Origin of the sequence: Cupriavidus pauculus (assembly GCF_008801835.1) — a bacterium.
In the GTDB taxonomy this organism is placed as follows: Bacteria; Pseudomonadota; Gammaproteobacteria; order Burkholderiales; family Burkholderiaceae; genus Cupriavidus; species Cupriavidus pauculus.
On sequence record NZ_VZOW01000003.1, the window covers coordinates 34,011 to 57,634 of the forward strand.

At 63.8% G+C, this 23,624-nt stretch carries 20 protein-coding genes; 13 read left to right on the forward strand and 7 right to left on the reverse strand.

Annotated elements, in window-relative coordinates:
* Position 1: 1 nt before the first annotated feature.
* The 7 genes from murC (at position 2) to lpxC (ending at position 7,904) form a co-directional block, all read left to right on the forward strand.
* The gene (murC, locus tag F7R19_RS04625; RefSeq protein ID WP_061955273.1) at positions 2 to 1,417 is read left to right on the forward strand and encodes a UDP-N-acetylmuramate--L-alanine ligase; all 1,416 of its coding nucleotides are present in this window, start codon (positions 2 to 4) and stop codon (positions 1,415 to 1,417) included.
* Positions 1,414 to 2,397, forward strand: a complete 984-nt coding sequence (locus F7R19_RS04630) for a D-alanine--D-alanine ligase (RefSeq protein ID WP_150979512.1) — start codon at positions 1,414 to 1,416, stop codon at positions 2,395 to 2,397. Before murC ends, F7R19_RS04630 begins: the two co-directional genes overlap by 4 nt.
* 37 nt (positions 2,398 to 2,434) lie before the next feature.
* Positions 2,435 to 3,325, forward strand: coding sequence for a cell division protein FtsQ/DivIB (locus tag F7R19_RS04635; RefSeq protein WP_061955277.1), 891 nt, complete (start codon positions 2,435 to 2,437; stop codon positions 3,323 to 3,325).
* Entirely contained in the window at positions 3,322 to 4,554 is a 1,233-nt protein-coding gene (gene ftsA, locus F7R19_RS04640; RefSeq protein WP_061955279.1) for a cell division protein FtsA, read from the forward strand. Before F7R19_RS04635 ends, ftsA begins: the two co-directional genes overlap by 4 nt.
* Before the next feature lie 188 nt (positions 4,555 to 4,742).
* The gene (gene ftsZ, locus F7R19_RS04645; RefSeq protein WP_061955281.1) at positions 4,743 to 5,933 is read left to right on the forward strand and encodes a cell division protein FtsZ; all 1,191 of its coding nucleotides are present in this window, start codon (positions 4,743 to 4,745) and stop codon (positions 5,931 to 5,933) included.
* A gap of 394 nt (positions 5,934 to 6,327) precedes the next feature.
* Positions 6,328 to 6,834 (forward strand): peroxiredoxin, encoded by a 507-nt coding sequence (locus F7R19_RS04650; RefSeq protein WP_150979513.1) that lies wholly within the window; start codon positions 6,328 to 6,330, stop codon positions 6,832 to 6,834.
* Positions 6,835 to 6,986: 152 nt separating this feature from the next.
* A complete protein-coding gene (gene lpxC, locus F7R19_RS04655) occupies positions 6,987 to 7,904 on the forward strand; it encodes a UDP-3-O-acyl-N-acetylglucosamine deacetylase (RefSeq protein WP_061955286.1) in 918 nt (305 codons plus the stop codon).
* A 118-nt stretch (positions 7,905 to 8,022) separates the two neighbouring features.
* Here the strand turns inward: lpxC and F7R19_RS04660 are convergent, their stop codons facing one another.
* Entirely contained in the window at positions 8,023 to 8,526 is a 504-nt protein-coding gene (locus tag F7R19_RS04660) for a DciA family protein (RefSeq protein ID WP_061955288.1), read from the reverse strand.
* Between the two features lie 106 nt (positions 8,527 to 8,632).
* Between F7R19_RS04660 and F7R19_RS04665 the strand changes: the two genes are divergently transcribed.
* The 6 genes from F7R19_RS04665 to F7R19_RS04690 all read left to right on the forward strand — a co-directional run bounded on the left by F7R19_RS04665 (position 8,633) and on the right by F7R19_RS04690 (position 17,462).
* Entirely contained in the window at positions 8,633 to 9,565 is a 933-nt protein-coding gene (locus F7R19_RS04665; protein ID WP_150979514.1) for a M23 family metallopeptidase, read from the forward strand.
* A 253-nt stretch (positions 9,566 to 9,818) separates the two neighbouring features.
* Positions 9,819 to 12,611 carry a preprotein translocase subunit SecA gene (secA, locus tag F7R19_RS04670; RefSeq protein ID WP_061955292.1) on the forward strand — a complete coding sequence of 931 codons (2,793 nt, stop codon included), beginning with the start codon at positions 9,819 to 9,821 and terminating at the stop codon, positions 12,609 to 12,611.
* A gap of 142 nt (positions 12,612 to 12,753) precedes the next feature.
* Positions 12,754 to 13,980, forward strand: a complete 1,227-nt coding sequence (argJ, locus tag F7R19_RS04675) for a bifunctional glutamate N-acetyltransferase/amino-acid acetyltransferase ArgJ (RefSeq protein WP_150979515.1) — start codon at positions 12,754 to 12,756, stop codon at positions 13,978 to 13,980.
* A 39-nt stretch (positions 13,981 to 14,019) separates the two neighbouring features.
* On the forward strand, positions 14,020 to 14,910 hold the full coding sequence (locus F7R19_RS04680; protein WP_061955295.1) for an ATP-binding protein: 891 nt from the start codon (positions 14,020 to 14,022) through the stop codon (positions 14,908 to 14,910).
* 5 nt (positions 14,911 to 14,915) lie between these two features.
* The gene (locus F7R19_RS04685; protein ID WP_061955297.1) at positions 14,916 to 15,362 is read left to right on the forward strand and encodes an NUDIX domain-containing protein; all 447 of its coding nucleotides are present in this window, start codon (positions 14,916 to 14,918) and stop codon (positions 15,360 to 15,362) included.
* Positions 15,363 to 15,431: 69 nt separating this feature from the next.
* Positions 15,432 to 17,462 carry an OPT family oligopeptide transporter gene (locus F7R19_RS04690; RefSeq protein ID WP_150979516.1) on the forward strand — a complete coding sequence of 677 codons (2,031 nt, stop codon included), beginning with the start codon at positions 15,432 to 15,434 and terminating at the stop codon, positions 17,460 to 17,462.
* Positions 17,463 to 17,479: 17 nt separating this feature from the next.
* Here F7R19_RS04690 and F7R19_RS04695 read toward each other — a convergent pair whose 3' ends face one another.
* From F7R19_RS04695 to pilB, 6 genes are all read right to left on the reverse strand, one after another.
* The gene (locus F7R19_RS04695) at positions 17,480 to 17,671 is read right to left on the reverse strand and encodes a DNA gyrase inhibitor YacG (protein ID WP_061955301.1); all 192 of its coding nucleotides are present in this window, start codon (positions 17,669 to 17,671) and stop codon (positions 17,480 to 17,482) included.
* A gap of 5 nt (positions 17,672 to 17,676) precedes the next feature.
* Complete coding sequence (gene zapD / locus F7R19_RS04700; RefSeq protein WP_061955303.1) at positions 17,677 to 18,435, reverse strand: cell division protein ZapD; 759 nt, start codon at positions 18,433 to 18,435, stop codon at positions 17,677 to 17,679.
* Between the two features lie 251 nt (positions 18,436 to 18,686).
* Positions 18,687 to 19,310, reverse strand: coding sequence for a dephospho-CoA kinase (coaE, locus tag F7R19_RS04705; RefSeq protein ID WP_150979517.1), 624 nt, complete (start codon positions 19,308 to 19,310; stop codon positions 18,687 to 18,689).
* 51 nt (positions 19,311 to 19,361) lie between these two features.
* Positions 19,362 to 20,255, reverse strand: a complete 894-nt coding sequence (locus F7R19_RS04710; protein WP_150979518.1) for a prepilin peptidase — start codon at positions 20,253 to 20,255, stop codon at positions 19,362 to 19,364.
* A gap of 18 nt (positions 20,256 to 20,273) precedes the next feature.
* Positions 20,274 to 21,539 (reverse strand): type II secretion system F family protein, encoded by a 1,266-nt coding sequence (locus F7R19_RS04715; protein ID WP_061955312.1) that lies wholly within the window; start codon positions 21,537 to 21,539, stop codon positions 20,274 to 20,276.
* Positions 21,540 to 21,566: 27 nt separating this feature from the next.
* Positions 21,567 to 23,291 carry a type IV-A pilus assembly ATPase PilB gene (pilB, locus tag F7R19_RS04720; RefSeq protein ID WP_061955314.1) on the reverse strand — a complete coding sequence of 575 codons (1,725 nt, stop codon included), beginning with the start codon at positions 23,289 to 23,291 and terminating at the stop codon, positions 21,567 to 21,569.
* Positions 23,292 to 23,624 lie beyond the last annotated feature (333 nt).

Sequence of the window (23,624 nt, forward strand, 5' to 3'; positions counted from 1 at the left end):
AATGAAGCATATCGTCAAGAACATCCACTTCGTAGGCATTGGCGGCGCCGGCATGAGCGGTATCGCCGAAGTCCTGCTGAACCTGGGCTACAAGGTCTCGGGCTCCGACATGGGCAGCAACGCTGCCACGCGGCGCCTGACCTCGCTCGGCGCCCGGGTGGCGCACGGGCACGACGCCGCCAACGTGGAAGGCGCCAACGCCGTGGTGGTGTCCACCGCGGTGACCAACGACAACCCCGAAGTGCTGGCCGCGCGCGCCAAGCGCATTCCCGTGGTGCCGCGCGCCGTGATGCTGGCCGAACTGATGCGCCTGAAGCAGGGCGTCGCCATCGCCGGCACGCACGGCAAGACCACCACCACGAGCCTGGTGGCGTCCGTGCTGGCCGAAGGCGGGCTCGATCCGACCTTCGTGATCGGCGGCCGCCTCAATTCCGCGGGCGCGAATGCGCGCCTGGGCACTGGCGACTTTATCGTGGCCGAAGCCGATGAATCGGACGCGTCGTTCCTGAACCTGTTTCCGGTGATGGAAGTCATCACCAACATCGACGCCGACCACATGGACACCTACGGGCACGACTTTGCCCGTCTGAAGCAGGCGTTCGTGGAGTTCACGCAGCGTCTGCCGTTCTACGGCATTGCCGTGCTGTGCGTCGACGATCCGAACGTGCGCGAGATCCTGCCGTTCGTCTCCAAGCCAGTGGTGCGCTACGGCTTTGCCGAAGACGCGCAGATCCGCGCGATTAATGCGCGCGCCGTCGATGGCCAGATGCATTTCACCGTGCTGCGTCAGCTGAACGGCCATGCCGAGCCGCCGCTCGACATCGTGCTGAACCTGCCCGGCCTGCACAACGTGCAGAACGCGCTCGCAGCCATCGCCATCGCCACCGAACTCGAAGTGCCGGACGCATCGATCGTCAAGGCGCTGCGCGAGTTCCACGGCGTGGGCCGCCGCTTCCAGCGCTATGGCGAGGTGGCAACGCCCGACGGCACCGGCACGTTCACGCTGGTGGACGACTACGGCCACCATCCCGTCGAAATGGCCGCCACACTGGCCGCCGCGCGCGGCGCTTTCCCGGACCGCCGGCTGGTGCTGGCGTTCCAGCCGCACCGCTTTACGCGCACGCGCGACTGCTTCGAGGATTTCGTCAAGGTACTGGGCACGGTGGACGCGCTGCTGCTGGCCGAAGTCTATGCCGCGGGCGAGGCGCCCATCGTGGCCGCGGACGGCCGGGCGTTGACCCGGGCGCTGCGCGTGGCCAACAAGGTAGAACCCGTTTTTGTCGAGCAGATCGAAGATATGCCGCAGTCGATTCTGAATGCCGTGCGACCTGGCGATGTGGTCGTGACAATGGGCGCCGGTACGATCGGCGCCGTCCCGGGACAGCTGGTCTCGCATCAGACGGGAGGTCAGCAATGAGCTTCGTGGCCCATCCCAATATCGATCCGAAATCGCTGGGCAAGGTTGGCGTGCTGCTGGGCGGCCGCTCCGCCGAGCGCGAGATCTCTCTGATGTCAGGCAACGGCGTGCTGGCCGCGTTGAAGTCGCGCGGCGTCGACGCACATCCGTTCGATCCGGCGCTGCAGTCCGTCGCCGAGCTCGCCGCGGCGAAGTTCGACCGCGTATTCATCGCGCTGCACGGCCGCTATGGCGAGGACGGCACGATGCAGGGGCTGCTCGAACAACTGGGCGTGCCGTACACCGGCAGCGGCGTGCTGGCGTCCGCGCTGGCCATGGACAAGCAGGCTACCAAGCGCTTGTGGACCACGCACGGCCTGGCCACGCCGCGCTTTGCGATGTTGCAGGCGGACACCGATTTCGACAGCGTGGTGCGCGACCTGGGGCTGCCGCTGATCGTTAAGCCGGCGCGCGAAGGGTCCTCGATCGGCCTGACCAAGGTCACCGCCGCAGACCAGATGCGCGAGGCATTCGAGAAGGCGGCAGCGCTCGATGCGGACGTCATCGCCGAGACGTTTATCGACGGCGCGGAGCTGACTTGCCCGGTTGTGGGCGAGGGCGCAACCGCCGAAGCGCTACCGGTCATCAAAATTGTCGCGCCCGAGTCGAACTACGACTATCAAAATAAGTACTTTACTGACGATACCCAATACCTGTGCCCCTCGACTTTGCCCGAAGCACTTGAGAACGAAGTGCGCGCGCTGGCCGTCGAAGCATTCCGCGTGCTGGGTTGCCGGGGCTGGGCCCGCGCGGACGTGATGCTGACGCGCGACGGCAAGCCCTATTTGCTCGAAATGAATACGTCGCCTGGCATGACCGGCCATTCGCTGGTGCCGATGGCCGCGCGCGCGCAGGGCATCAGCTATGAGGACTTCGTCATGCAGGTGCTTGCGCTCGCCACGCTGGACCTGCATCCGAACGAGCACTGGAAACCCGAATAACCGCATTACCAACCGGCTTATCGCCTGACCGAAAACCATGTGGCAAAACGCGCGCCTGCTTAACCTGATCGCCTCAGCGCTTTACGCGCTGGTGGCGCTCATGGCGCTTGGCGCTGGCCTGTTGTGGCTGGCGCAACGGCCAGTGTTTGCCATCACCCACGTGGAACTGACAGCGATGGGCGGCGGGCCGCTGCGCCATGTGAACGCGCCGAGCGTACGTGCCAATGCGCTGGGCAAGCTGTCGGGCAATTTCTTCACGCTCGACCTCAATACCGCGCGGCAGGCGTTCGAATCGGTGCCCTGGGTGCGCCATGCGAGCGTGCGGCGCGAGTGGCCCAATGGTCTGGCGGTGCAGGTCGAGGAACACGAGGCGCTGGGCACCTGGGGCAATGCGGACAGCGGCCGGCTGATCAACACCTACGGCGAAGTGTTTGTCGCCAATACCGCCGAAGCCGAGGAAGACGCGCAACTGCTGGCGCTGGATGGCCCGCCCGAGAGCGAGGAGGACGTCGTCGAGAAGCTCGAGACCATGCGCGACTGGTTCAAGCCGCTGAAGCTCGAACCGCTCGCGGTGGCCCTGTCGGGCCGCTATGCGTGGCGCGCCAAGCTGTCCAACGGCATGGTGGTCGAATTTGGCCGCGAGCAGAACGACGAGGACCGCGCGGCCATGGAAGCGCGGGTCAAGCGTTTCGTGGCGTCGTGGCCGCAGCTCACTGAGCAGTGGGGCAAGCAGATCGACTATGCAGATCTGCGCTACCCGAACGGCTTTGCGATCCGCACGGCCAGCGTGCGCTTTTTGACGGATGCACAGGCGGCCGCCGCGGCCAAGGCAGCCGCCAAGGCGGCAGCCCCCCAGGCGGCTTCGGCCGGTAACACCAATAACAATCCGACGCGACTCAAGAGTAAGAACGCGGAGAAAACTCGATGAGCAAGGAATACAAGGACCTGTTGGTCGGTCTCGACATTGGCACCTCCAAGGTGGCCGCGGTGGTGGCGGAATTGCGCCCCGACGGCAGCTACGAGGTGATCGGGATGGGCCAGTCCGAGTCCAAGGGTTTGAAGAAGGGGGTCGTGGTCAACATCGAAGCCACCGTTCAGTCGATCCAGCGCGCGCTGGAAGAGGCCGAACTGATGGCCGATTGCAAGATCGCCGAGGTCTTCACCGGTATCGCCGGCAGCCATATCCGCAGCTTCAATTCCAGCGGCATGGTGGCGATCAAGGACAAGGAGGTCACGCAAACCGACGTGGCGCGCGTGATCGAGACCGCCAAGGCGGTGAACATCCCGACGGACCAGCAGATCCTGCACATCCTGACGCAGGAATTCATCATCGACGGCCAGGAAGATGTGCGCGAGCCGATCGGCATGAGCGGCATCCGCCTGGAAGTGAAGGTGCATATCGTGACCGGCGCGGTCAGCGCGGCGCAGAACATCGTCAAGTGCGTGCGCCGTTGCGGCCTGGAAGTGCATGACCTGATCCTGCAGCCGCTGGCGTCAAGCCTGGCGGTGCTGACCGAAGACGAGAAGGAACTGGGCGTGGTGCTGGTCGATATCGGCGGCGGCACGACCGACATCGCGATCTTCAGCGAGGGCGCGATCCGGCACACGGCCGTGATCCCCATTGCCGGCGACCAGATCACCAACGACATCGCCATGGCGCTGCGCACGCCGACGCCCGACGCCGAGGACATCAAGATGCAGTACGGCATCGCCAAGCAGGCCATCGCCGATCCGGAAGACATGATCGAGGTGCCCGGCGTTGGCGACCGCGGCACCCGCACGTTGAGCCGCCAGGCGCTGGCGGCCGTGATCGAGCCGCGTATCGAGGAGCTCTATTCGCTGGTGCACCAGGTGGTGCGCGAGTCCGGCTACGAAGAACTGTTGTCGTCGGGCGTGGTGATCACCGGCGGCACGGCGATGATGCCCGGCATGGTGGAACTGGGCGAGGACATCTTCCTGAAGCCTGTGCGCGTGGGCGTGCCCGAATACCGCGGCAATCTGCACGAAGTGGTGAAGAGCCCGCGCTATTCGACCGTGATGGGACTGCTGCAGGAAGGTTGCGTACAACGCATGCGGGGCCGCAAGGTGGCCGTGCAGAGCGGGCAGGTCAAGCAGGTGTGGACACGCATGAAGGAATGGTTTGTCGGCAACTTCTGATGCCGATGCGTGTCAGGAAAGTTTCCGCGTTTCGATCCACCGCATGGAGCGATACGGGTCGCGGCGCATCGAGCAAGGTTGTTCCAGTTTTTTTGGCTAGTGGTTCTTTGAAGGTTTCTTGTTCAGGAACCAAGGGTTGCGGCGGGGAGGCCGCAGCGTTTGGGGACTGATTTTTCTCGGAGGCAGTGATGGACTTTGACATGATCGAAACGGAGATTCAGGACGGCACCATCATCAAGGTGGTGGGCGTGGGCGGTGCTGGCGGCAATGCCGTGCAGCACATGATCAGCCGCGGTGTGCAGGGTGTGGAGTTCATTTGCATGAACACCGATGCCCAGGCGCTGAAGCGGTCGACGGCTTCGCGCGTTCTGCAACTCGGCAATTCGGGTCTGGGCGCCGGCGCCAAGCCGGAAGTGGGTCGCAATTGCGCAGAGCAGGCACGCGAGCAGATCGCCGATGCGCTGCGCGGCGCGCACATGGTTTTCATCACTGCCGGCATGGGCGGCGGCACCGGTACGGGCGCGGCCCCGATCGTGGCGCAGGTGGCCAAGGAGATGGGCATCCTGACCGTCGGCGTGGTCAGCAAGCCGTTCGACTTCGAAGGCGCACGCCGCGCCAAGGTTGCCGAACATGGTTCGGGCGAACTGGAATCGTCGGTCGATTCGCTGATCGTTGTGCTCAACGAGAAGCTGTTCGAAGTGATGGGCGACGATGCCGAGATGGACAAGTGCTTCCAGTGCGCCGACGACGTGCTGCATAACGCGGTGGCCGGCATCGCCGAAATCATCAATGTCGACGGTCTGGTGAACGTCGACTTCGAAGACGTGAAGACGGTGATGGGCGAGCAGGGCAAGGCGATGATGGGCACGGCAACCGTGTCCGGCGTCGACCGCGCCCGTCTGGCCGCGGAACAGGCAGTGGCCAGCCCGCTGCTGGAAGGCGTTGATCTGTCCGGTGCGCGCGGCGTGCTGGTCAACATCACGGCAAGCCGCTCGCTCAAGCTGTCGGAAACCAAGGAAGTCATGAACACGATCCGCAGCTATGCCGCGGAAGACGCGACCGTGATTTTCGGTACGGTGTACGACGATTCGATGGGCGACGCGCTGCGCGTGACGGTGGTGGCGACCGGCCTGGGCCGTTCGGCCAAGAAGCAGCAGCCGATGACGTTGCTCAAGACCGGTACGGACAATATCCCCGTGCAGATGATGGCTGGCCTGACCGCCGCGCCGTCGCATGCGTCGCCGGACTACAGCAACCTGGATACGCCCGCCGTGTGGCGCAGCTCGCGTGAGTCGGCATCGGCCCACGTGGCAGCACTGCAGGAAAAGGGCGTGGATACGTACGACATTCCGGCCTTCCTGCGCAAGCAGGCAGACTGAGTTGGCCTCCGGCAGGGCGGCGGCAGTGGCCGTGCGCCTGGCAGGTTGTCGGCGGTCCTTCCCGCGTCGCCCGAGCGCTCCCTATCCGCTCGACGATCGCCTGGACTGACGCAACTCGTCAGCGCGCCCGGCTGCGCCGCACCCGCGCCGCATGTCGTCCATCGCATCCCGTTGCCGGGAAAGGCGGGCCATCGGCCGCCTCCCCGGACTGCTTTCCCGCGCACCGGCGGCGGGATGCCATCGTCCGCGCGGCGCGTCCAACCGACGCGCCGCGCGGCCTTTTCAGCAAGGTGTTTCCCCTGCACCTGGAGCGCGCCATGGCGCTTCACGCTTGGTGGATGATCGCATCCGCCCCTATGATGCAGGCAGGGTTTTCCCCACAGGATCGAATACCATGATCGCCGTTGGCCAACGCGTCCCGGACGCGACGTTGTACGAATTTTTCGAAACCGAGTCCGGCGGCTGCGCGCTGGGACCCAACGCCTTTTCCGTGGCTGAGCTGGTCAAGGGCAAGAAAATCGTGGTGTTTGGCCTGCCCGGCGCATTCACGCCGACCTGCTCGGCCAAGCATGTTCCGGGATTCGTCCAGGCGCACGACCAACTGCGCGCGGCCGGCGTGGATGAAGTATGGTGTCATGCGGTCAACGACGCCTTCGTCATGGGCGCGTGGGCACGCGATCAACAGACTGGCGACAAGGTCCGGATGATGGCCGACGGCGCGGCGCAATGGGCCAGGGCGCTGGGCGTCGATCAGGATCTGAGCCAGCGCGGACTAGGCGTTCGCGCAAAGCGCTACGCGATGATCGTCGAGGACGGCGTGGTGAAACATCTGGCCGTCGAAGCGCCCGGTGAATTCAAGGTCAGCAGCGTGGAAGCTGTATTGGAAGCGTTGCGCTCCTGATACGAACACGCAAATATTGTGGCGTTTAGTTATCTTTGACGGCGTTGCCTAACACTCGGAAACAATGTGGTGCATCGCAATATACCGAGTGATGGTAGTATCGCATTATTAGAATTTACGCCCAATAGCTTTTTATAATAGTTGAGGCCGTCATGCTCAAACAGCGCACTATCAAATCCCTGGTGAAGACGGTTGGCATTGGTTTGCACTCGGGTCGAAAAGTGACGCTGTCGCTGAGGCCCGCTCCCGCCGATGCCGGCATCGTCTTTACCCGCGTCGACCTGCCCGAGCCGGTGGAAATCCCGGTGGCCGCGTCGGCAATCGGCGATACCCGCCTGGCTTCGGTGCTGCAGAAGAATGGTGCACGTGTCTCCACCGTGGAGCACTTAATGTCGGCTTGCGCCGGGCTTGGCATCGACAATCTTTATGTGGACGTCGATGCCGAGGAAATCCCGATCATGGACGGCAGTGCCGCCTCGTTCGTGTTCCTGCTGCAATCGGCCGGTATCGAAGAGCAATCGGCCGCCAAGCGCTTCATCCGCGTGAAGAAAGCCGTGGAAGTCCGCGAAGGCGACAAGCTGGCGCGGCTGGAGCCGTTCTTTGGCTTCAAGCTCGCCTTTACGATTGACTTCCGTCATCCCGCAGTCGACAAGACTGGGCAGACGTTTTCGATCGACTTCGCCGACACGAGCTACGTGCGCGAGATCGCCCGCGCCCGCACCTTCGGTTTTGCCCATGAGGTGGAAGCGTTGCGCGAGATGGGCCTGGCGCGCGGCGGCAGCCTGGACAATGCCATCGTGCTCGACGAGCACCGCATGCTCAACAATGAGGAACTGCGCTACGGCGACGAGTTCGTCCGCCACAAGATCCTGGATGCTATCGGCGACCTGTACGTGGTCGGCCATCCGCTGATCGGTTCGTATATTGCGCACAAGTCGGGCCACGGCCTGAACAACCAACTGTTGCGCGCGCTGCTGGCGGACCAGGAAGCCTATGAGTTTGTGACCTTCGATAAGGTCGAGGAAGCACCGACCGCTTTCCTGCCGCAGGTGCAGCCAGCCTTCGCCTGACCGCCGCCCGGCCTTCGGGCTGCTGCAAGAAAAAAACCCCGCAATCGTAAGAATGCGGGGTTTTTGCTTGGGAGAGCCCGACTTTGCGTGGGCCAGGGCGTGCGATGTCGACGCCGGTCTAGCGGTGCCGCGACAGCAGCGTCTGCAGCGCGTCCTTCAGCGGCGATTCGGGCAGGCTGCGCGCCAGCGCGTCCATGCTCTGCAGGCCGTTAGAGGGAATATTTGCGGTGCGCGGCTTGCGCTCGACGGGGCCGACGTCCCAATCGGCGCGCCCAACCTCCGGTTGTACCCGCACACGGATTGCAGTAACCTGCGAGCCGCGTTGCTGCAGCCTTGAAAGCAAGGTCGGCACCACTTGCCGGACGCGCGCGGCCGCCGCGCCATGTGCGGCCAGCAACAGCAAAGTCTGCTCCGCCTGAGGTCCCCGGGTGTCGGTCTTCACGCCTGCCACGGCAATGCCGGCCCGCATGCCCGGCGGCAGCAGCGACAGTACTTCCGCCTCCAGCGATGCCAGTTGCCGCGCCGTCTGCATCAGCGCCGAAACCGGCCCGGCCTTCGTCAGCCAGTCATTGAGCGGCTTGGCGGCGGGTGTCTGGAGGGCATGGTGAGTGAACAAGCGCATGCGCGCATTCTAGCGCGCAATCCTCGCTGTCCGGGCGCGGGGACGTGATGGCCGCATGCGCGTCGGCGCCAACTGGCGCCGATCCTGGGGGATTGGGGCAAGTCTCATGCAAATCATCGTTCTGCATCCGCGCGCACCGCGGGTGTTCCGCATGCAATTGACGCGGACACGCGTCGCGCTGCTAGGTCTCGCGCTGTGCCTTCTGGTGGCCGCTGCGTCGTCTGGCCTGACGTGGCTGTTGACCCGTCACAACGCCGCCCCGCAGATTGCCCGCCAGGCGCATGACAACGCATATCTGCGCGAAAACCTTGCGGTGCTGGCCGCGCGCGTGGGCGAGTTGCAGGCGCAGATGGTGCGGCTCGACGCCCTCGGCGAGCGCGTCTCGGGCCTCGCCGGCATTTCGCCGCAGGATTTCGATTTCAGCCGGCTGCCTGCGCGCGGAGGGCCCGCCAGCCCGGCGCTGTCCCGCGAATTGACGCTGCCCGAATTGCGCGCCGAACTGACGCGGCTGGGCGAGCAGGCCGGACACCGCACCGACTATTTCGATGTCATCGAGACGGCTCTGATGGATCGCCAGATGCGCGAGCGGCGCCAGCCGAACGTTGTCCCGGTGGCGACGGGCTACGATGGATCGAGCTTCGGTGCGCGCATCGACCCGTTCACCGGACGGCGCTCCCAGCATGAGGGTGTGGATTTTGTGGCGCCGTCGGGCACGCCGATTCTTGCCGCGGCCGGCGGCGTGGTGGTGGCCGCGGAATGGCACCCCGAGTACGGCAACATGATCGATATCGAGCACGGCGACGGCATCAAGACGCGCTACGCCCACCTGTCGAAATCGTTGGTGAAAGTGGGCGATCTGTTACGTCCCGGGCAAATGATCGGGCGCGTCGGCAGCACTGGCCGTTCGACCGGCGCCCATCTCCATTTCGAGGTCCATGTGAACGGCATGCCACGCAATCCCGCGACTTTCCTGCGCGCCGCAACCCCGGCGCCGCTCGCGCTGGCGCCGGTCGCCACGGACCGCACCGCCATCCGCTGAGCCGCTGGGCCGTTGGGCCGTCCCTTCGGCGGCGGGCGCCCGGAACATTGAAGATCTTGCCATTGTCCCAACCTGCTGGATTTGCAACTCGGCACTACGGCGAGGCTGTTGCACCTGTGCAGATTCTGTGCTGGCAACAGGTCGGGCCAGCTCATCGGCACATGATAAACTCGGCGTTTCGCGCCAATCTACCCATTCCTCACGCGTGGCCGCACGGTTTCCTACCGGGCGTTCAGGCAGGTGAAAGCACTCGATGATCACGGGCCTTCTCAAGAAAGTCTTCGGCAGCCGCAACGAACGGCTGATCAAACAATATCGGCGCACGGTTGCGCAGATCAACGCGCTGGAGCCGAAGTTCGAAACGCTTTCGGACGACGAACTGCGCGGCATGACCGAGACGTTCCGCCAGCGCCACGCCGGCGGCGAATCGCTCGAGTCGTTGCTGCCCGAAGCATTTGCCGTTTGCCGCGAGGCCAGCAAGCGCGTCATGAAGATGCGCCACTTCGACATGCAGCTGATCGGCGGCATGGTGCTGAACGACAACAAGATTGCCGAAATGCGCACCGGCGAAGGCAAGACGCTGACCGCCACGCTGCCCGTCTATCTCAATGCGCTGACCGGCAAGGGCGTGCATGTGGTGACGGTCAACGATTACCTGGCCCAGCGCGACGCCGAATGGATGGGACGCCTGTACAACTTCCTGGGTCTGTCGGTGGGCGTGAACCTGTCGCAGATGCCGCACGACCAGAAGCAGGTGGCGTACAACGCGGACATCACCTACGGCACCAACAACGAATTCGGCTTCGACTATCTGCGCGACAACATGGTCTACGACCCGTCGCAACGTGTGCAGCGCCCATTGCATTACGCCATCGTCGACGAGGTGGACTCGATCCTGATCGACGAAGCGCGTACGCCGCTGATCATTTCGGGTCAGGCCGAAAACCAGACCGATCTCTATCAGCGCATGAACGGCATTCCGCAACTGCTGGAACGCCAGATCGGCGAGGAAAAGGCCGACGGCACCGGCGTGGAAAAACCGGGCGACTATTACGTCGACGAGAAGGGACACCAGGTCTACCTGACCGAAGCCGGCCACGAAAAGGCCGAGCAGGTGCTGGCGGCCCAGGGTTTGATCGCCGAAGGCGAATCGCTCTATGCGCCGCAGAACATCACGCTGATGCATCACCTGTATGCGGCATTGCGCGCGTACTGCCTGTTCCATCGCGACCAGCACTATGTGGTCCAGAACGACGAAGTGGTCATCGTCGATGAATTCACCGGCCGCCTGATGACCGGCCGCCGCTGGTCCGACGGGCTGCACCAGGCCGTGGAAGCCAAGGAAGGCGTCACCATCCAGCAGGAAAACCAGACGCTGGCGACCATCACGTTCCAGAACTACTTCCGCATGTACGAGAAGCTGGCCGGCATGACCGGCACGGCCGACACGGAAGCGTACGAATTCCAGGAAATCTACGGCCTGGAAGTGGTCGTGATCCCGACCAATCGTCCGGCGCAGCGCAAGGACCTGCAGGATCAGATCTACAAGACCTCGAAAGAGCGCTACGACGCCGTGGTGCGCGACATCCGCGACTGCTACGAGCGCGGCCAGCCGGTGCTGGTCGGCACCACCTCGATCGAGACGTCCGAATATCTGTCGGACCTGCTGAACAAGGAAAAACTGCCGCACCAGGTGCTGAACGCCAAACAGCACGCGCGTGAAGCGGAGATCGTGGCGCAGGCCGGCCGTCCGAAGATGATCACCATTGCCACCAACATGGCTGGCCGTGGCACCGACATCGTGCTGGGCGGCAACGTCGAGAAGCAGGCCGGCTTTATCGAGGCCGACGCCAGCCTGTCGGACGCAGAGAAGGCGGCCAAGATCGCGCAACTCAAGGACGAATGGCAGTCGCTGCACGAGCAGGTCAAGGCTGCGGGCGGCCTGCATATCGTCGGGACCGAACGCCACGAATCGCGCCGTATCGACAACCAGCTGCGCGGCCGCGCCGGTCGCCAGGGCGATCCGGGCTCGTCGCGCTTCTATCTGTCGCTGGACGACCAGCTGCTGCGCATTTTCGCGGGTGATCGCGTGCGCGCCATCATGGAGCGCCTGAAGATGCCCGAGGGCGAGCCGATCGAGGCGGGTATCGTCACGCGTTCGATCGAATCGGCGCAGCGCAAGGTGGAAGGTCGCAATTTCGACATCCGCAAGCAACTGCTGCAGTACGACGACGTCGCCAACGACCAGCGCAAGGAAATCTACAAGCTCCGTAACGACGTGTTGGAAGCGCAGGATGTGGGCGACATGGTTGCCAATCTGCGCGAAAGCGTGATTGTGGAACTGTTCCGCGAATACGTGCCGGCCGACACCATGGAAGAGCAATGGGATATCGCCGGCCTGGAGCAGCGCCTGCGCGACGACTGGAGCCTGGACGTTCCGCTGGCCAAGACCGTCGAGGCCGCGCAGAGCATCGAAGACGAAGACCTGCTGAACCTGATCCTCAAGACAGCGCGCGAAACCTACGACGCCAAGGTGGCTCAGGTGGGGCGCGAATCGTTTGCCGGCTTCGAGCGCTCGGTCATGCTGCAGAGCATCGACACGCACTGGCGCGAACATCTGGCGGCGCTCGATCACCTGCGTCAGGGCATTCACTTGCGCGGTTATGCGCAGAAGGATCCGAAGCAGGAATACAAGCGCGAATCGTTCGAGTTGTTTGCGCGTCTGCTGGATGTGATCAAGAGCGAAGTCACGCGGGTGGTATTCAACGTGCAGATCCAGTCGCCAGAGCAACTGGAGCAGGCTTCCGAGCAGATCGAGGAAGGACTGTCGCATCTGGAGAACATTCAGTACAAGCATGACGAATTCGCGGAAGGTGGCGAATCTGTTGAAGACGCAACCGCGCGCCGCAGCACGTCAACCGCGGCGATGGCCGCGATGGGCGGCGCCGACCTCGCGCTGGCCGGCATGCCGAAGGTCGGCCGCAACGATCCCTGCCCGTGCGGATCGGGCAAGAAGTTCAAGCAGTGCCACGGCAAGCTGAGCTGATCACGCCAGCCTGTTGCCCGATGACCGCGCCCATGCCACGCTGAAGCGCAGATCATCGACCCCGTTACAAGGACATGCCCGCTCGACCCCTGTGTCAGCGGGCATCTTCGTCAGATGCGTCAGAAGAATTGAGGATACGAACATGCCCGTGAACCTTCCCCTTCCCCAGGCAGAAAACCTGAAAGCCGTCGCCGGCGTCGAACTTGGCTGGGCCGAGGGCGGTATTCGCAAGGCCAATCGGAAGGATGTGCTCGTGGTGCGTGTCGACCAAGGCAGCACCGTGGCCGGCGTTTTCACGCAGAACCGCTTCTGCGCCGCGCCGGTACAGGTGTGCCGCGAACACCTGGCCGCTGGCGCCGGGATCCGCGCGCTTGTGGTCAACACCGGTAACGCCAATGCCGGCACTGGCGAGCAAGGCCTTGCCGCGGCACGCGCCACGTGCGATGCCCTGGCCAAGCAGCTCGGCATCGCCGCCAACCAGGTGCTGCCGTTTTCCACCGGCGTGATTCTGGAACAACTGCCGGTGGACCGCCTGACCGCGGCGCTGCCCACGGCCATCGCCAATGCGCGCGCCGACAATTGGCTGGCCGCGGCTGAAGCGATCATGACCACCGACACGCAGCCGAAGGCAGCATCGCGCACGGTGCAGATCGACGGAAAGACCGTGACGATGTCGGGCATCAGCAAAGGCGCGGGAATGATTCGCCCGAACATGGCCACGATGCTCGGCTTTATCGCCATGGACGCGGCCGTGCCGCAGGCCGTGCTGCAGAAGCTGGTGGCGCATGCAGCGGATCATTCGTTCAACAGCATCACGATCGATGGCGATACGTCCACCAATGATTCGTTCGTGCTGATCGCCTCGGGCAAATCGGGCGCGCGCGTGGACAGCGCGGAAGGCCCCGCTTTCGAGGCGCTGCGCAACGCCGTCACCGACCTGGCGCAGGAGCTCGCGCAGATGATCGTGCGCGACGGCGAGGGCGCCACCAAGCTGATGACGATCCGCGTCGAAGGCGGCAAGGACGTCGCCGAGTGCCGCCAGATCGCATATGCAGTGGCGCATTCACCGCTGGTGAAGACCGCTTTCTACGCGTCGGACCCCAACCTCGGCCGCATTCTTGCGGCGATCGGCTATGCCGGCGTGAACGATCTCGACGTCAACCGCGTGAACATGTGGCTGGACGATGTCTGGGTGGCGCGCGATGGCGGCCGCAACCCCGACTATCGCGAAGAGGACGGCCAGCGCGTGATGAAGCAGGCCGAGATCACCGTACGGATCGCCCTGGGCCGGGGCAACGCCGACGCCACGGTATGGACGTGCGACCTGTCGCATGACTACGTGTCGATCAACGCCGACTACCGTTCGTAACATCGCAGCTTCACTGTCCGTTTTCTGAAGAATCGCCCCATGTCCGATCTCGCAGCACGTCTCGACAGCTTTCTTGCCCGTCTTGAACAATGGCTTCCGCCGGAATTGACCGATGCGGACTGGAAAGAGGCGGTCGCGTTCCGCTGGCGCAAGCGTCAAAGCCTGTTTGGCAATATTGGCTACCTGCAGGCGATTCGCCAGCTGCCGCCGATATACCTGAACGATCTGAAGAACATTGATCGCCAGAAAGATGCAATCGTCGCCAATACGCGCCAGTTCGTGGGCGGCCTGCCTGCCAACAATGTGCTGCTGACCGGCGCGCGCGGCACGGGCAAGTCGTCGCTGATCAAGGCGTGCCTGAACGAGTTCGTCAAGAATGGCCTGCGTCTTGTCGAGGTCGACAAGGACGACCTCGGAGATCTGGGCGATATCGTGGAAAGACTGGCGTCGCGTCCGGAACGGTTCGTGGTTTTCTGCGACGACCTGTCCTTCGAGGACGGCGAATCGGGCTACAAGTCGCTGAAGTCGGCGCTCGATGGCTCGGTGGCGGCGCAATCGGACAACGTCCTGATCTATGCCACGTCGAATCGCCGCCATTTGCTGCCCGAGTACATGAAGGACAACGAGACCTACCACCACACGTCCGATGGCGAGATCCATCCGGGAGAGGTGGTCGAGGAAAAAATCTCGCTGTCCGAGCGCTTCGGCCTGTGGTTGTCGTTCTACCCGCCCAAGCAGGACGAGTATCTGGCAATCGTGGGGCACTGGCTGGCGCACTTCGGTTGTACGCCGGCGGATGTCGAGGCGGCACGCGGCGACGCGCTGGTCTGGGCGCTGGAGCGCGGTTCACGTTCGGGGCGGGTGGCCTGGCAGTTTGCCCGTGACTGGGGCGGCAAGCATGGCAAGCCGTTTCTCGCCGGCAAGGAATGATGGGCATGACGGATGTCGCAGTGGAAACCGTGACGACGGCCGACGGGCAGACGCGCAAGGTCACGGAAGTGGCGGTTGGCGTGATGATCCAGCCCGATGGCCGCTTCCTGCTGGCGCAGCGGCCGGCGGGCAAGCCCTATGAGGGCTACTGGGAATTTCCTGGCGGCAAGCTCGAGCCCGGCGAGAGCGTCGAGGCGGCCTTGGCGCGCGAACTCCACGAGGAACTGGGCCTGGACATCCTGCGCAGCGAACGCTGGCACATCCTTGAGCATGACTATCCGCACGCGTATGTGCGGCTGTATTTCTGCAAGATCACCGAGTGGCGCGGCGACCCGGTCGGCAGGGAGGGCCAGGCCTTTTCCTGGCAGGCGGTGCCGGTCGACGTCGGGCCGCTGCTGCCCGCGACGATTCCGGTCGTCGAATGGCTGGCGCAAGAGTCGCGCCCCGTCTGAAACTGCAACAAATAGTGCCCGGTCCCGACCGGGCTTTTTTTTACTTCGCAACACGAATCAGGAGGATCAATGCAACGTGTCGATCGTATCGATGACGCTGTTTCGCTGCCCGAACTGACGCTGCGCGGCATCATTCTCGGAGCCTTGATCACGGTGGTGTTCACCGCCTCGAACATTTACCTTGGTCTCAAGGTCGGGCTGACGTTCTCGTCGGCGATCCCGGCTGCTGTGATTTCGATGGCCGCGCTTCGCCTGTTTCCGGGGGCCAATATCCTCGAGAACAACATGGTGCAGACCCAGGCGTCTGCCGCGGGGACCCTGTCATCCATCATCTTTATCCTGCCAGGCCTGGTGATGCTCGGTCACTGGCAGGGATTCCCGTTCTGGCAAACGCTGGCGATCTGCGCCGCAGGCGGCATGCTCGGCGTGATCTTCAGCATTCCCTTACGCCACGCGATGGTGGTGCAAAGCGATCTGCCGTACCCCGAAGGCGTAGCGGCCGCGGAAATCCTGCGTGTCGGCAGCGCCGGCACCGATGCTTCCGGCAAGAAGCAGGCGACCGGCCTGGCGGACTTGATGGCAGGCGGCCTGGCAGCGGGTTTGTTCAGTTTTGCCGCGGGCGGACTGCGCGTGCTCGCCGAAGGCGCAAACGCCTGGTTTGCCGTCGGCGCTTCGGTGGTGCGCTTGTCGATGGGATTTTCGCTCGCCCTGGTGGGAGCCGGCTATTTGGTAGGCATCGTCGGAGCCCGGGCAATGCTGCTTGGACTGGTCCTGACGTGGGGCATTGCAGTGCCATGGCTGACGGCGATCACGCCGATGCCGGCCGATGCGACCCTGCAGAGTTTCGGCACGTCGATCTGGAGTTCCCAAGCTCGCTTTATCGGTGCGGGCACCATCGGCATCGCGGCGATCTGGACGCTCGGCACGCTCTTCAAGCCCATGCTCGATGGCGTGCGCGCGTCGATGGGCGCCCTGCGCGGCAGCGCGGCGAGCGCGGGTGGTGAGGTGCCTCGCACGCAGCGGGACATGCCGGCGCGCTGGATTGGCGCGATCACGCTGGCACTGCTCGTGGTGATGGTCATCACGTTCGGGCATTTCCTCGCACCCGCGCCGCTCGATGGCGCTGCGCAATGGAAGTTGGTCGGTTGCGCGGTATTGTTCGCGTTTGCCTTCGGCTTTCTCGTCGCGGCGGCGTGCGGCTATATGGCGGGACTGGTCGGGTCGTCCGCCAGCCCGATTTCCGGGATCGGCATCATTGCGGTGATCCTCGTGTCGTTGCTGATTCTCGCGCTGGGCTCGCTCAACGGCCTGCTCGATACGCCTGCGGGCGGCAAGTTTGCTATTGCCCTGGCCATCTTCACCACGTCCGCGGTGGTGGCCGTGGCATCGATCGCCAACGACAACTTGCAGGACCTGAAGACCGGCTGGCTTGTCGGCGCCACGCCGTGGCGTCAGCAGATTGCGTTGCTGATCGGCTGCGTGGTGGGCGCCGCGGTCATTCCGCCGGTGCTTGACCTGCTCTACAACGCCTATGGATTCGCGGGCGCATTGCCGCGCGCGGACATGGATCACAACCAGGCTCTGGCTGCGCCGCAGGCGACGCTGATGACCGCGATCGCCACCGGCATTTTCACCCACAAGCTGAACTGGACGATGATCGTGATTGGCGTCGGCGTGGGCGTCGTGCTGATCGCGATCGACGAGATGTTGCGCCGTCGCGGCGGCGTGGCACGCTTGCCAGTGCTGGCCGTGGGGATCGGGATTTACCTGCCGCCGACGATCAGTTCCGCGCTGGTGGTCGGCGCAGTCCTGTCATGGTGGCTGAAACGCTCGGAGCGTCAACGGGCGCTGGCGCGCGGAGAAGAAGTCAAGACCGCGCTCGATCACGCCGAGAGAAGGGGCACGCTGCTGGCGTCGGGGCTGATCGTGGGGGAAAGCCTGGTCGGCGTCGCGCTGGCCGCCGCCATCGGCTTGTCGGGCAAGGAAGCGCCGCTGGCGCTGGTGGGACCCGATTTTGGCGTGATGGCCCAGTGGCTGGGCCTCGCCGCATTCATCGTGGTTTGCCTGGCGTTCCGCCACCGCGTTCTAGCGGCAAGGTAGGGCGGCAATACAGGAGGTCAGTCCTCTTCGTCCGCGGGCAGGTCCGGCGAGGGTGTTTCGCCGGGCTTGCCGCCGATGACATATTTTTCCGAAGCCCACGCGCCAAGGTCGATCTGTTTGCAGCGATCGGAGCAGAAAGGGCGGAACTTGTTCTCCTGCACCCAGGCAACATCCTTGCCGCAGGTGGGACATTTGACGACAGCTGGCATGGACTTCAGAAATTACAAAGCTTGAGCAGGAACGGAATGTCCGCATCGACCGAGCGCGGCCGCATGTCGCCGTCCTGCTGCGTGAAGCGCACCCAGAGCATGTACTTGTTGGCGCTCATCTCGGGGATGAATGCCAACAGCGACTCGTCCAGGTACACCTGCATCAGCTGATGGCTGCGGCCCGATAGCATTTGCTGGTAGCTGCCGCCGGTGGCGATGACCTTGCCGCTCTGGCCTGACTCGCGCAGCAGGCGTAGCACGATGGTCGCACCCATGCGCAGCGACGCCAGCGGGCGCGCCCATTTGAGGATGTCGGCACGCCGATCCTCGGCCGGCCGGTGTTGCCATGCAAAATACGCTGGCAGATCGAACTCGCACGTCCCGCCGGGAATGATGGCGCGACTGCGGATGCTCGTCAGCCATTCATTGTCGGTCAGCAGTTGTCCGGCCTTGCCGACGGTCTGGTTCAGCGCCGCAATGCCCTGCTCGATTTCCGAAATGACGCTGGCCAGCGCATCCTGATCGATCTGCGGATTTGCGCGCAGCGGCGCCAACGCCTGGCGCTGACGCTCCAGTTCCTTGATCAGGTCGGTCTTCAGGTCGGCACGTCCCGCCACGTCGATGATCTCGAAGATCGTCGTGATGGCAACGTGATGCTGGAGTGGATGTTCCTGCGCGAGGAAATAATCCAGCCGATCGAACAGATCCTCCAGGCGCAGGAGCGTCCTGATGCGTTCGTTGAAAGGATATTCGTACAGGATCAAGTCGGTGTCCGTGCTACGCGCCGATTGGCGGTTCGTTTCAGTCGGAGGCAAGGGGTGCCGTCCGCGGCGGGTTTCCTCGATGCATCGGCCAGCATCAGCGACATTCCCAGCAAGCCGCCCGCGCCGGAAACCGTCACACAACGTACTTTTGCCGGCATGTTTCAGCGCATTCTATGCGAGTCAGGGCGCGAGGACAAATCGAATTCTGTCCAAGCGGCGTTGGCGGGACGTGAGCGGCATCGTGCCATCGCCTAAACGCTGCCGGCGGCGCCGGACAGCCGTCGATAGGCGGCATCGAGCATGTCAACCTGGGGCGCCAATGCCTCCGGCGGCCCGTCGTTGTCGATCACATCGTCGGCCACCGCCAGCCGCTGCGCGCGAGACGCCTGTTTGCGCATGATTGCCTGAACCTGTTCGCGCGTGAACCCATTGCGCGCCATCACGCGCGATATTTGGGTTTCCTCACGGCAGTCCACCACCAGTACGCGGCCGACGCGCGTGCGCCACGTGCCGGATTCCACCAGCAGCGGCACGACGTAGATCAAGTATGGGTATGCGCCGGATTCTCGCAGCGCCGCCGCGTGCGCTTCGGTGAGCTGGCGGATCAAGGGATGCGTGATCGCTTCGAGCTTCGCTTTGGCCAGCGGATCCGAGAACACCAGAGCGCGCATGGCGTCGCGGTCCATGGCGCCGTCGGGGCGCAGGCATTGCGGGCCAAATGCATCCACCAGCGGAGCGATGGCGGCGCCGCCCGGCGCGGTAATCTCGTGCGCGAGCAGGTCCGTATCGATCAGGGCAGCGCCGCGTGCCGCGAACATATCGGCAACGCGGGTCTTGCCGGAGCCGATGCCGCCGGTCAGGCCTATTTCCAGCATGGGAAAGAATTGTTCGTGTGGCGAATGCCGCCAACGATACCAGTTTTGAGACTATCGCCCGGCAACGAGGCCCAGCGGCAGCACGTCCGGGCCGAAAAACAGAATGATCAGGCCCGCACCGGCGATGTAAGGTCCAAACGGAAATGTCGTCTCGCTGCCCTTGCGCTGGAGCAGCAGCATCGCGCCGCCCAGCACCGCGCCCACGATCGACGACATCAGGATGAGCGCCGGTAACGCCTGCCATCCAAACCATGCCCCGAGCGCACCCATTAGCTTGAAATCGCCGTAGCCCATGCCTTCGCGGCCGCGGATCAGCTTGTACAGCCAATAGACGCTCCATAGCGACAGATAGCCTGCCGCCGCGCCGATCACGGCGTCCTGCAGCGGCACGAACCATCCCTGCAGGTTGAGCAGCAGGCCAAGCCACAGCAACGGCAGCGTGATCTGGTCCGGCAGCAGCTGCGTGTCGGCGTCGATCATGAACGCCGCGATGAGCGCCCAGATCATTACGATGGCCGCCAGCGCCTGGACGGTCGGACCGAAATGCCACATCGCCAGCGCGCTGAGCACGCCGCTGACCGCTTCTACCAGCGGATAGCGGATGCTGATCGGCGCCTTGCAAGCCGAACACCTGCCGCGCAGGAATACGTAGCTGACGATCGGAATGTTCTCCCACGCGGCGATCTGGTGACCACAATGCGGGCACGCGGAGCGCGGCGCCATGAGGTTGTAGCGCGCCGGATGCGGCAACGGTTCGCCGCGTACTTCGGCGATGTAGTTGGCCTCGTCGAAGTCCATCATCCGGGGCAGACGATGAATCACCACGTTGAGAAAACTGCCCACGATTAGTCCGATCGCCCCGGCCATTCCAATCAGCATCGCCGGCGGCAGCGCGGCCAGCGACGCCAGCGTGACGGCGCCGCCTGCGCCAAATACAGGTTCCATGCTTGAAAGCTTCCGACGTTAAACCACCTGGCCCAGCTTGAAGATCGGCAGATACATGGCCACCACCATGCCGCCGATCAGCACGCCAAGAATGACGATGATCAGCGGCTCGATCAGGCTGGAAATGGCGGCCACGGCGTCGTCGACTTCGCGCTCGTAAAACTCGGCCACCTTGAGCAGCATGTTGTCGAGCGCGCCAGATTCCTCACCAATTTGTGTCATCTGCAGCACCATGTTGTCGAACACGTGCGTGGCCTGCATCGCGTTGGTCAGGCTGGTGCCGATGCGCACCGACTGTTCGATCTCGCGCGTGGCGTCGTAGTACAGCCAGTTGCCCGCGGCGCCCGCCACGGACTCCATCGATTCCACCAGCGGCGTGCCGGCGGCGAACATCGTGGCCAGCGTGCGCGTCCAGCGGGCAATCACGGCCTTGCGGAACAGGCTGCCAAAGATCGGCATCCTGAGCAGCGCCTTGTCATGCCAGCGCTGCACCTTTTCCGATTTTCTGCGCGCGTGGATGTAGCCGATGATGGAGAAGATCGGCACGCCAATGATCAGATACCAGTGGTCGACAAAGAAGTCGGACATGCCGATGACCATCTGGGTGGGCGCGGGCAGCGCGGCGCCGAAGCTTGAGAACACCCCCTTGAAGGCCGGGATCACGAAGATCATCAACACCACGGTCACGGCAAAGGCCACGGTCAGCACCGCGATCGGATAGATCATCGCGGACTTGATCTGGCTCTTCAGCGCGATGCTCTTTTCCATGTAGAGCGAAAGGCGTTCCAGCAGGGCGTCGAGAATACCGCCCTGTTCGCCGGCGTCGATGAGATTGCAATAGAGCGTGTCGAAGTAGCGCGGATGGCGGCGGAACGCCGTGGCCATGCTGCTACCGGCTTCGATGTCGAAGCGGATGATGTTGAGCAGCTGCGTGAAATTCGGGTTGGCGTGGCCGCGCGCGATGATGTCGATGGACTGCAGCAGCGGAATGCCGGCCTTGAGCATTGTCGACAGCTGGCGCGTGAAGTACGCGATGTCCTTTTCGGTGATCTTCTTGCCGCGCGCCGCCTTGCGCTTTTTCATCTTGACGACGGTCAGCCCCTGCTTGCGCAGGGTGGCCGTGACTTCGGCCTGGCTCTCGGCCCGCTGCTCGCCCTTGAAGGACTTGCCTTTGCGGTCCTTGGCTTCCCATTCAAAGATGTATTGCGTGGGCGCCTTCTGCCCCGATTTGGCCCGCGACGGCGCTGCCGTCCGGGCGCTCGCCGCTGGTGCGCGCGTCGCCATGATGTTGACCCCCGACTAACTATTGTTTTACGTGTTTGTGGTCGCCAGCACTTCTTCGAGTGACGTGACGCCCTGCTTGACCTTCTTGAGTCCAGCTTCCCGCAACGATAGCACGCCCTCCCGACGGGCTTGTTCGGCTATCTGGAGCGCCGTGCCGTGCGACAGAATGATCTGCTGCATCGGCTCCGAAATCGGCATCACCTGATAAATGCCGCAACGTCCCTTGTATCCGCTGCCGTTGCAGCGCTCGCAGCCGACCGGATGGTAAGGCTGCCAGCTGCCGTCGATGTCGGCCTCCGAGAAGCCGGCGTCGATCAGCACCTGCGGCGCCAGCTCGCCGGGCCGCTTGCACGTGCACAGCCTGCGCGCCAGCCGCTGTGCGGTGATCATCAGCACCGACGAGGCGATATTGAACGGCGCCACGCCCATGTTCATCAGCCGCGTCAGCGTGGTCGGCGCATCGTTGGTGTGCAGTGTGGACAGCACGAGGTGGCCCGTCTGCGCCGCCTTGATCGAGATGTCGGCCGTTTCCAGATCGCGGATTTCGCCCACCATGATGATGTCCGGATCCTGGCGCAGGAAAGACTTCAGCGCTGCCGCAAAGGTCAGGCCGGCCTTGTCGTTGACGTTGACCTGATTGATGCCCGGCAACTGGATTTCCGCCGGATCCTCGGCCGTGGAAATATTGATGTCGCCCTGATTCAGCATGTTCAGGAACGTATAGAGCGATACGGTCTTGCCGCTGCCGGTCGGGCCGGTGACCAGCACCATCCCGTACGGCCGCTTGATCACGTCGAGCAGCAACTGCTTCTGTTCGGGCTCGTAGCCGAGCTGGTCGATGTCGAGCTTGTCGGATGACGAATCGAGAATCCGCATCACGATTTTTTCGCCGAACAGCGTAGGCAGTGTCGACACGCGGAAGTCGATCGCCTTGTCGACCGTTTCCTTGCTGTCCTTTTCCTTCGGCACCGAGATCAGCAGCTTCATCCGGCCGTCTTGCGGCACGCGCTTTTCGGAAATATCGAGCCGCGACAGTACCTTGATGCGCGTGGCGATCTTGTCGCGGATATCGAGCGGCGGCCGCGCAACCTCCTGCAGCACGCCGTCGACACGGAAACGCACGCGGTAGAAGAATTCGAATGGTTCGAAGTGCAGGTCCGATGCGCCGCGATGGAAGGCTTCGGTCAGCAGCTTCTGCAGGAAGCGCACCACGGGCGCATCGTCGATGTCGTTGGACGGGCCCTTGCGCGCGCTTGCCGCGGCCGCTGTCGGGTCGTACTCGATCATCTTCTGCACCGTGGGCGTAACGGGCGAGATGTTCTTTAGCGTGCCGACGGATTCGCCAGCCGCGCGCACGTGCTTCATCAGCTTGTCGTGCTCGACGACGACGGTTTCCACCGGCAGGTTGAACTTCTGGCGGATCGCGTCGATGCCGGTTTGATTCGCCGGGTCAGACATCGCTACGATCAGCCGGTTTTCGCGCCGGCCCAGCGGCAGCAGGCGATGGGCGTGGAACTCCCGATTACCGGCCAGCGCCGGCGGCACGCGATTAAGGTTGTATTGCGACAGGTCCAGCAGCGGCAACTGATACTTGTCCGCGGCAAAGATCGCGACGTCATGAGCCGACATCGTGCCGGTGCCGATGATTTCATCGATCAACTGCGTTTTCTTTTCCCGTGCCGACTGCTCCAGCTGAGCTAGCAGCGCTGGCGCGATCCGCCGGCTCTGGGCAAGCGCAAGGCCTAGTGTCATGGCGAAAAACTGTGCAAGTTGCGCTCGCTCGGCCCTGAAACCAGCAAGGCGGGCGGCGCGGTTGACTGCGGCGGGATCGAGCGGGGCGAGGGTCCCGGATCGGGGCAGTTTGCAGCCGGGGTCACTTTTTGTAAAGCCGGCCCGCGCGCGCGTTGGCGTTTGCGCGACACGGCTGCAACCCTACTTGCGCGGGGCAAAAAAACGGAGGCGGGAGCAAGGCGGGGCGGAGCGCCCGGCCGCGGCGGACAGCGCTGCGCGCGAAGGCAGGCAAAGGCGGGATCGGGCAGCAAATGCAAAAAAGCCGCACATTGCTGCGCGGCTTTTCTGTTGATG

Excerpts from the sequence above, each read along its gene's own strand:
- murC (WP_061955273.1), top strand. The coding sequence starts at position 2 with ATGAAGCATATCGTCAAGAACATCCACTTCGTAGGCATTGGCGGCGCC.
- F7R19_RS04630 (WP_150979512.1), top strand. The coding sequence starts at position 1,414 with ATGAGCTTCGTGGCCCATCCCAATATCGATCCGAAATCGCTGGGCAAG.
- F7R19_RS04635 (WP_061955277.1), top strand. The coding sequence starts at position 2,435 with ATGTGGCAAAACGCGCGCCTGCTTAACCTGATCGCCTCAGCGCTTTAC.
- ftsA (WP_061955279.1), top strand. The coding sequence starts at position 3,322 with ATGAGCAAGGAATACAAGGACCTGTTGGTCGGTCTCGACATTGGCACC.
- ftsZ (WP_061955281.1), top strand. The coding sequence starts at position 4,743 with ATGGACTTTGACATGATCGAAACGGAGATTCAGGACGGCACCATCATC.
- F7R19_RS04650 (WP_150979513.1), top strand. The coding sequence starts at position 6,328 with ATGATCGCCGTTGGCCAACGCGTCCCGGACGCGACGTTGTACGAATTT.
- lpxC (WP_061955286.1), top strand. The coding sequence starts at position 6,987 with ATGCTCAAACAGCGCACTATCAAATCCCTGGTGAAGACGGTTGGCATT.
- F7R19_RS04660 (WP_061955288.1), bottom strand. The coding sequence starts at position 8,526 with ATGCGCTTGTTCACTCACCATGCCCTCCAGACACCCGCCGCCAAGCCG.
- F7R19_RS04665 (WP_150979514.1), top strand. The coding sequence starts at position 8,633 with ATGCAAATCATCGTTCTGCATCCGCGCGCACCGCGGGTGTTCCGCATG.
- secA (WP_061955292.1), top strand. The coding sequence starts at position 9,819 with ATGATCACGGGCCTTCTCAAGAAAGTCTTCGGCAGCCGCAACGAACGG.
- argJ (WP_150979515.1), top strand. The coding sequence starts at position 12,754 with ATGCCCGTGAACCTTCCCCTTCCCCAGGCAGAAAACCTGAAAGCCGTC.
- F7R19_RS04680 (WP_061955295.1), top strand. The coding sequence starts at position 14,020 with ATGTCCGATCTCGCAGCACGTCTCGACAGCTTTCTTGCCCGTCTTGAA.
- F7R19_RS04685 (WP_061955297.1), top strand. The coding sequence starts at position 14,916 with ATGACGGATGTCGCAGTGGAAACCGTGACGACGGCCGACGGGCAGACG.
- F7R19_RS04690 (WP_150979516.1), top strand. The coding sequence starts at position 15,432 with ATGCAACGTGTCGATCGTATCGATGACGCTGTTTCGCTGCCCGAACTG.
- F7R19_RS04695 (WP_061955301.1), bottom strand. The coding sequence starts at position 17,671 with ATGCCAGCTGTCGTCAAATGTCCCACCTGCGGCAAGGATGTTGCCTGG.
- coaE (WP_150979517.1), bottom strand. The coding sequence starts at position 19,310 with ATGCTGGAAATAGGCCTGACCGGCGGCATCGGCTCCGGCAAGACCCGC.
- F7R19_RS04710 (WP_150979518.1), bottom strand. The coding sequence starts at position 20,255 with ATGGAACCTGTATTTGGCGCAGGCGGCGCCGTCACGCTGGCGTCGCTG.
- F7R19_RS04715 (WP_061955312.1), bottom strand. The coding sequence starts at position 21,539 with ATGGCGACGCGCGCACCAGCGGCGAGCGCCCGGACGGCAGCGCCGTCG.
- pilB (WP_061955314.1), bottom strand. The coding sequence starts at position 23,291 with ATGACACTAGGCCTTGCGCTTGCCCAGAGCCGGCGGATCGCGCCAGCG.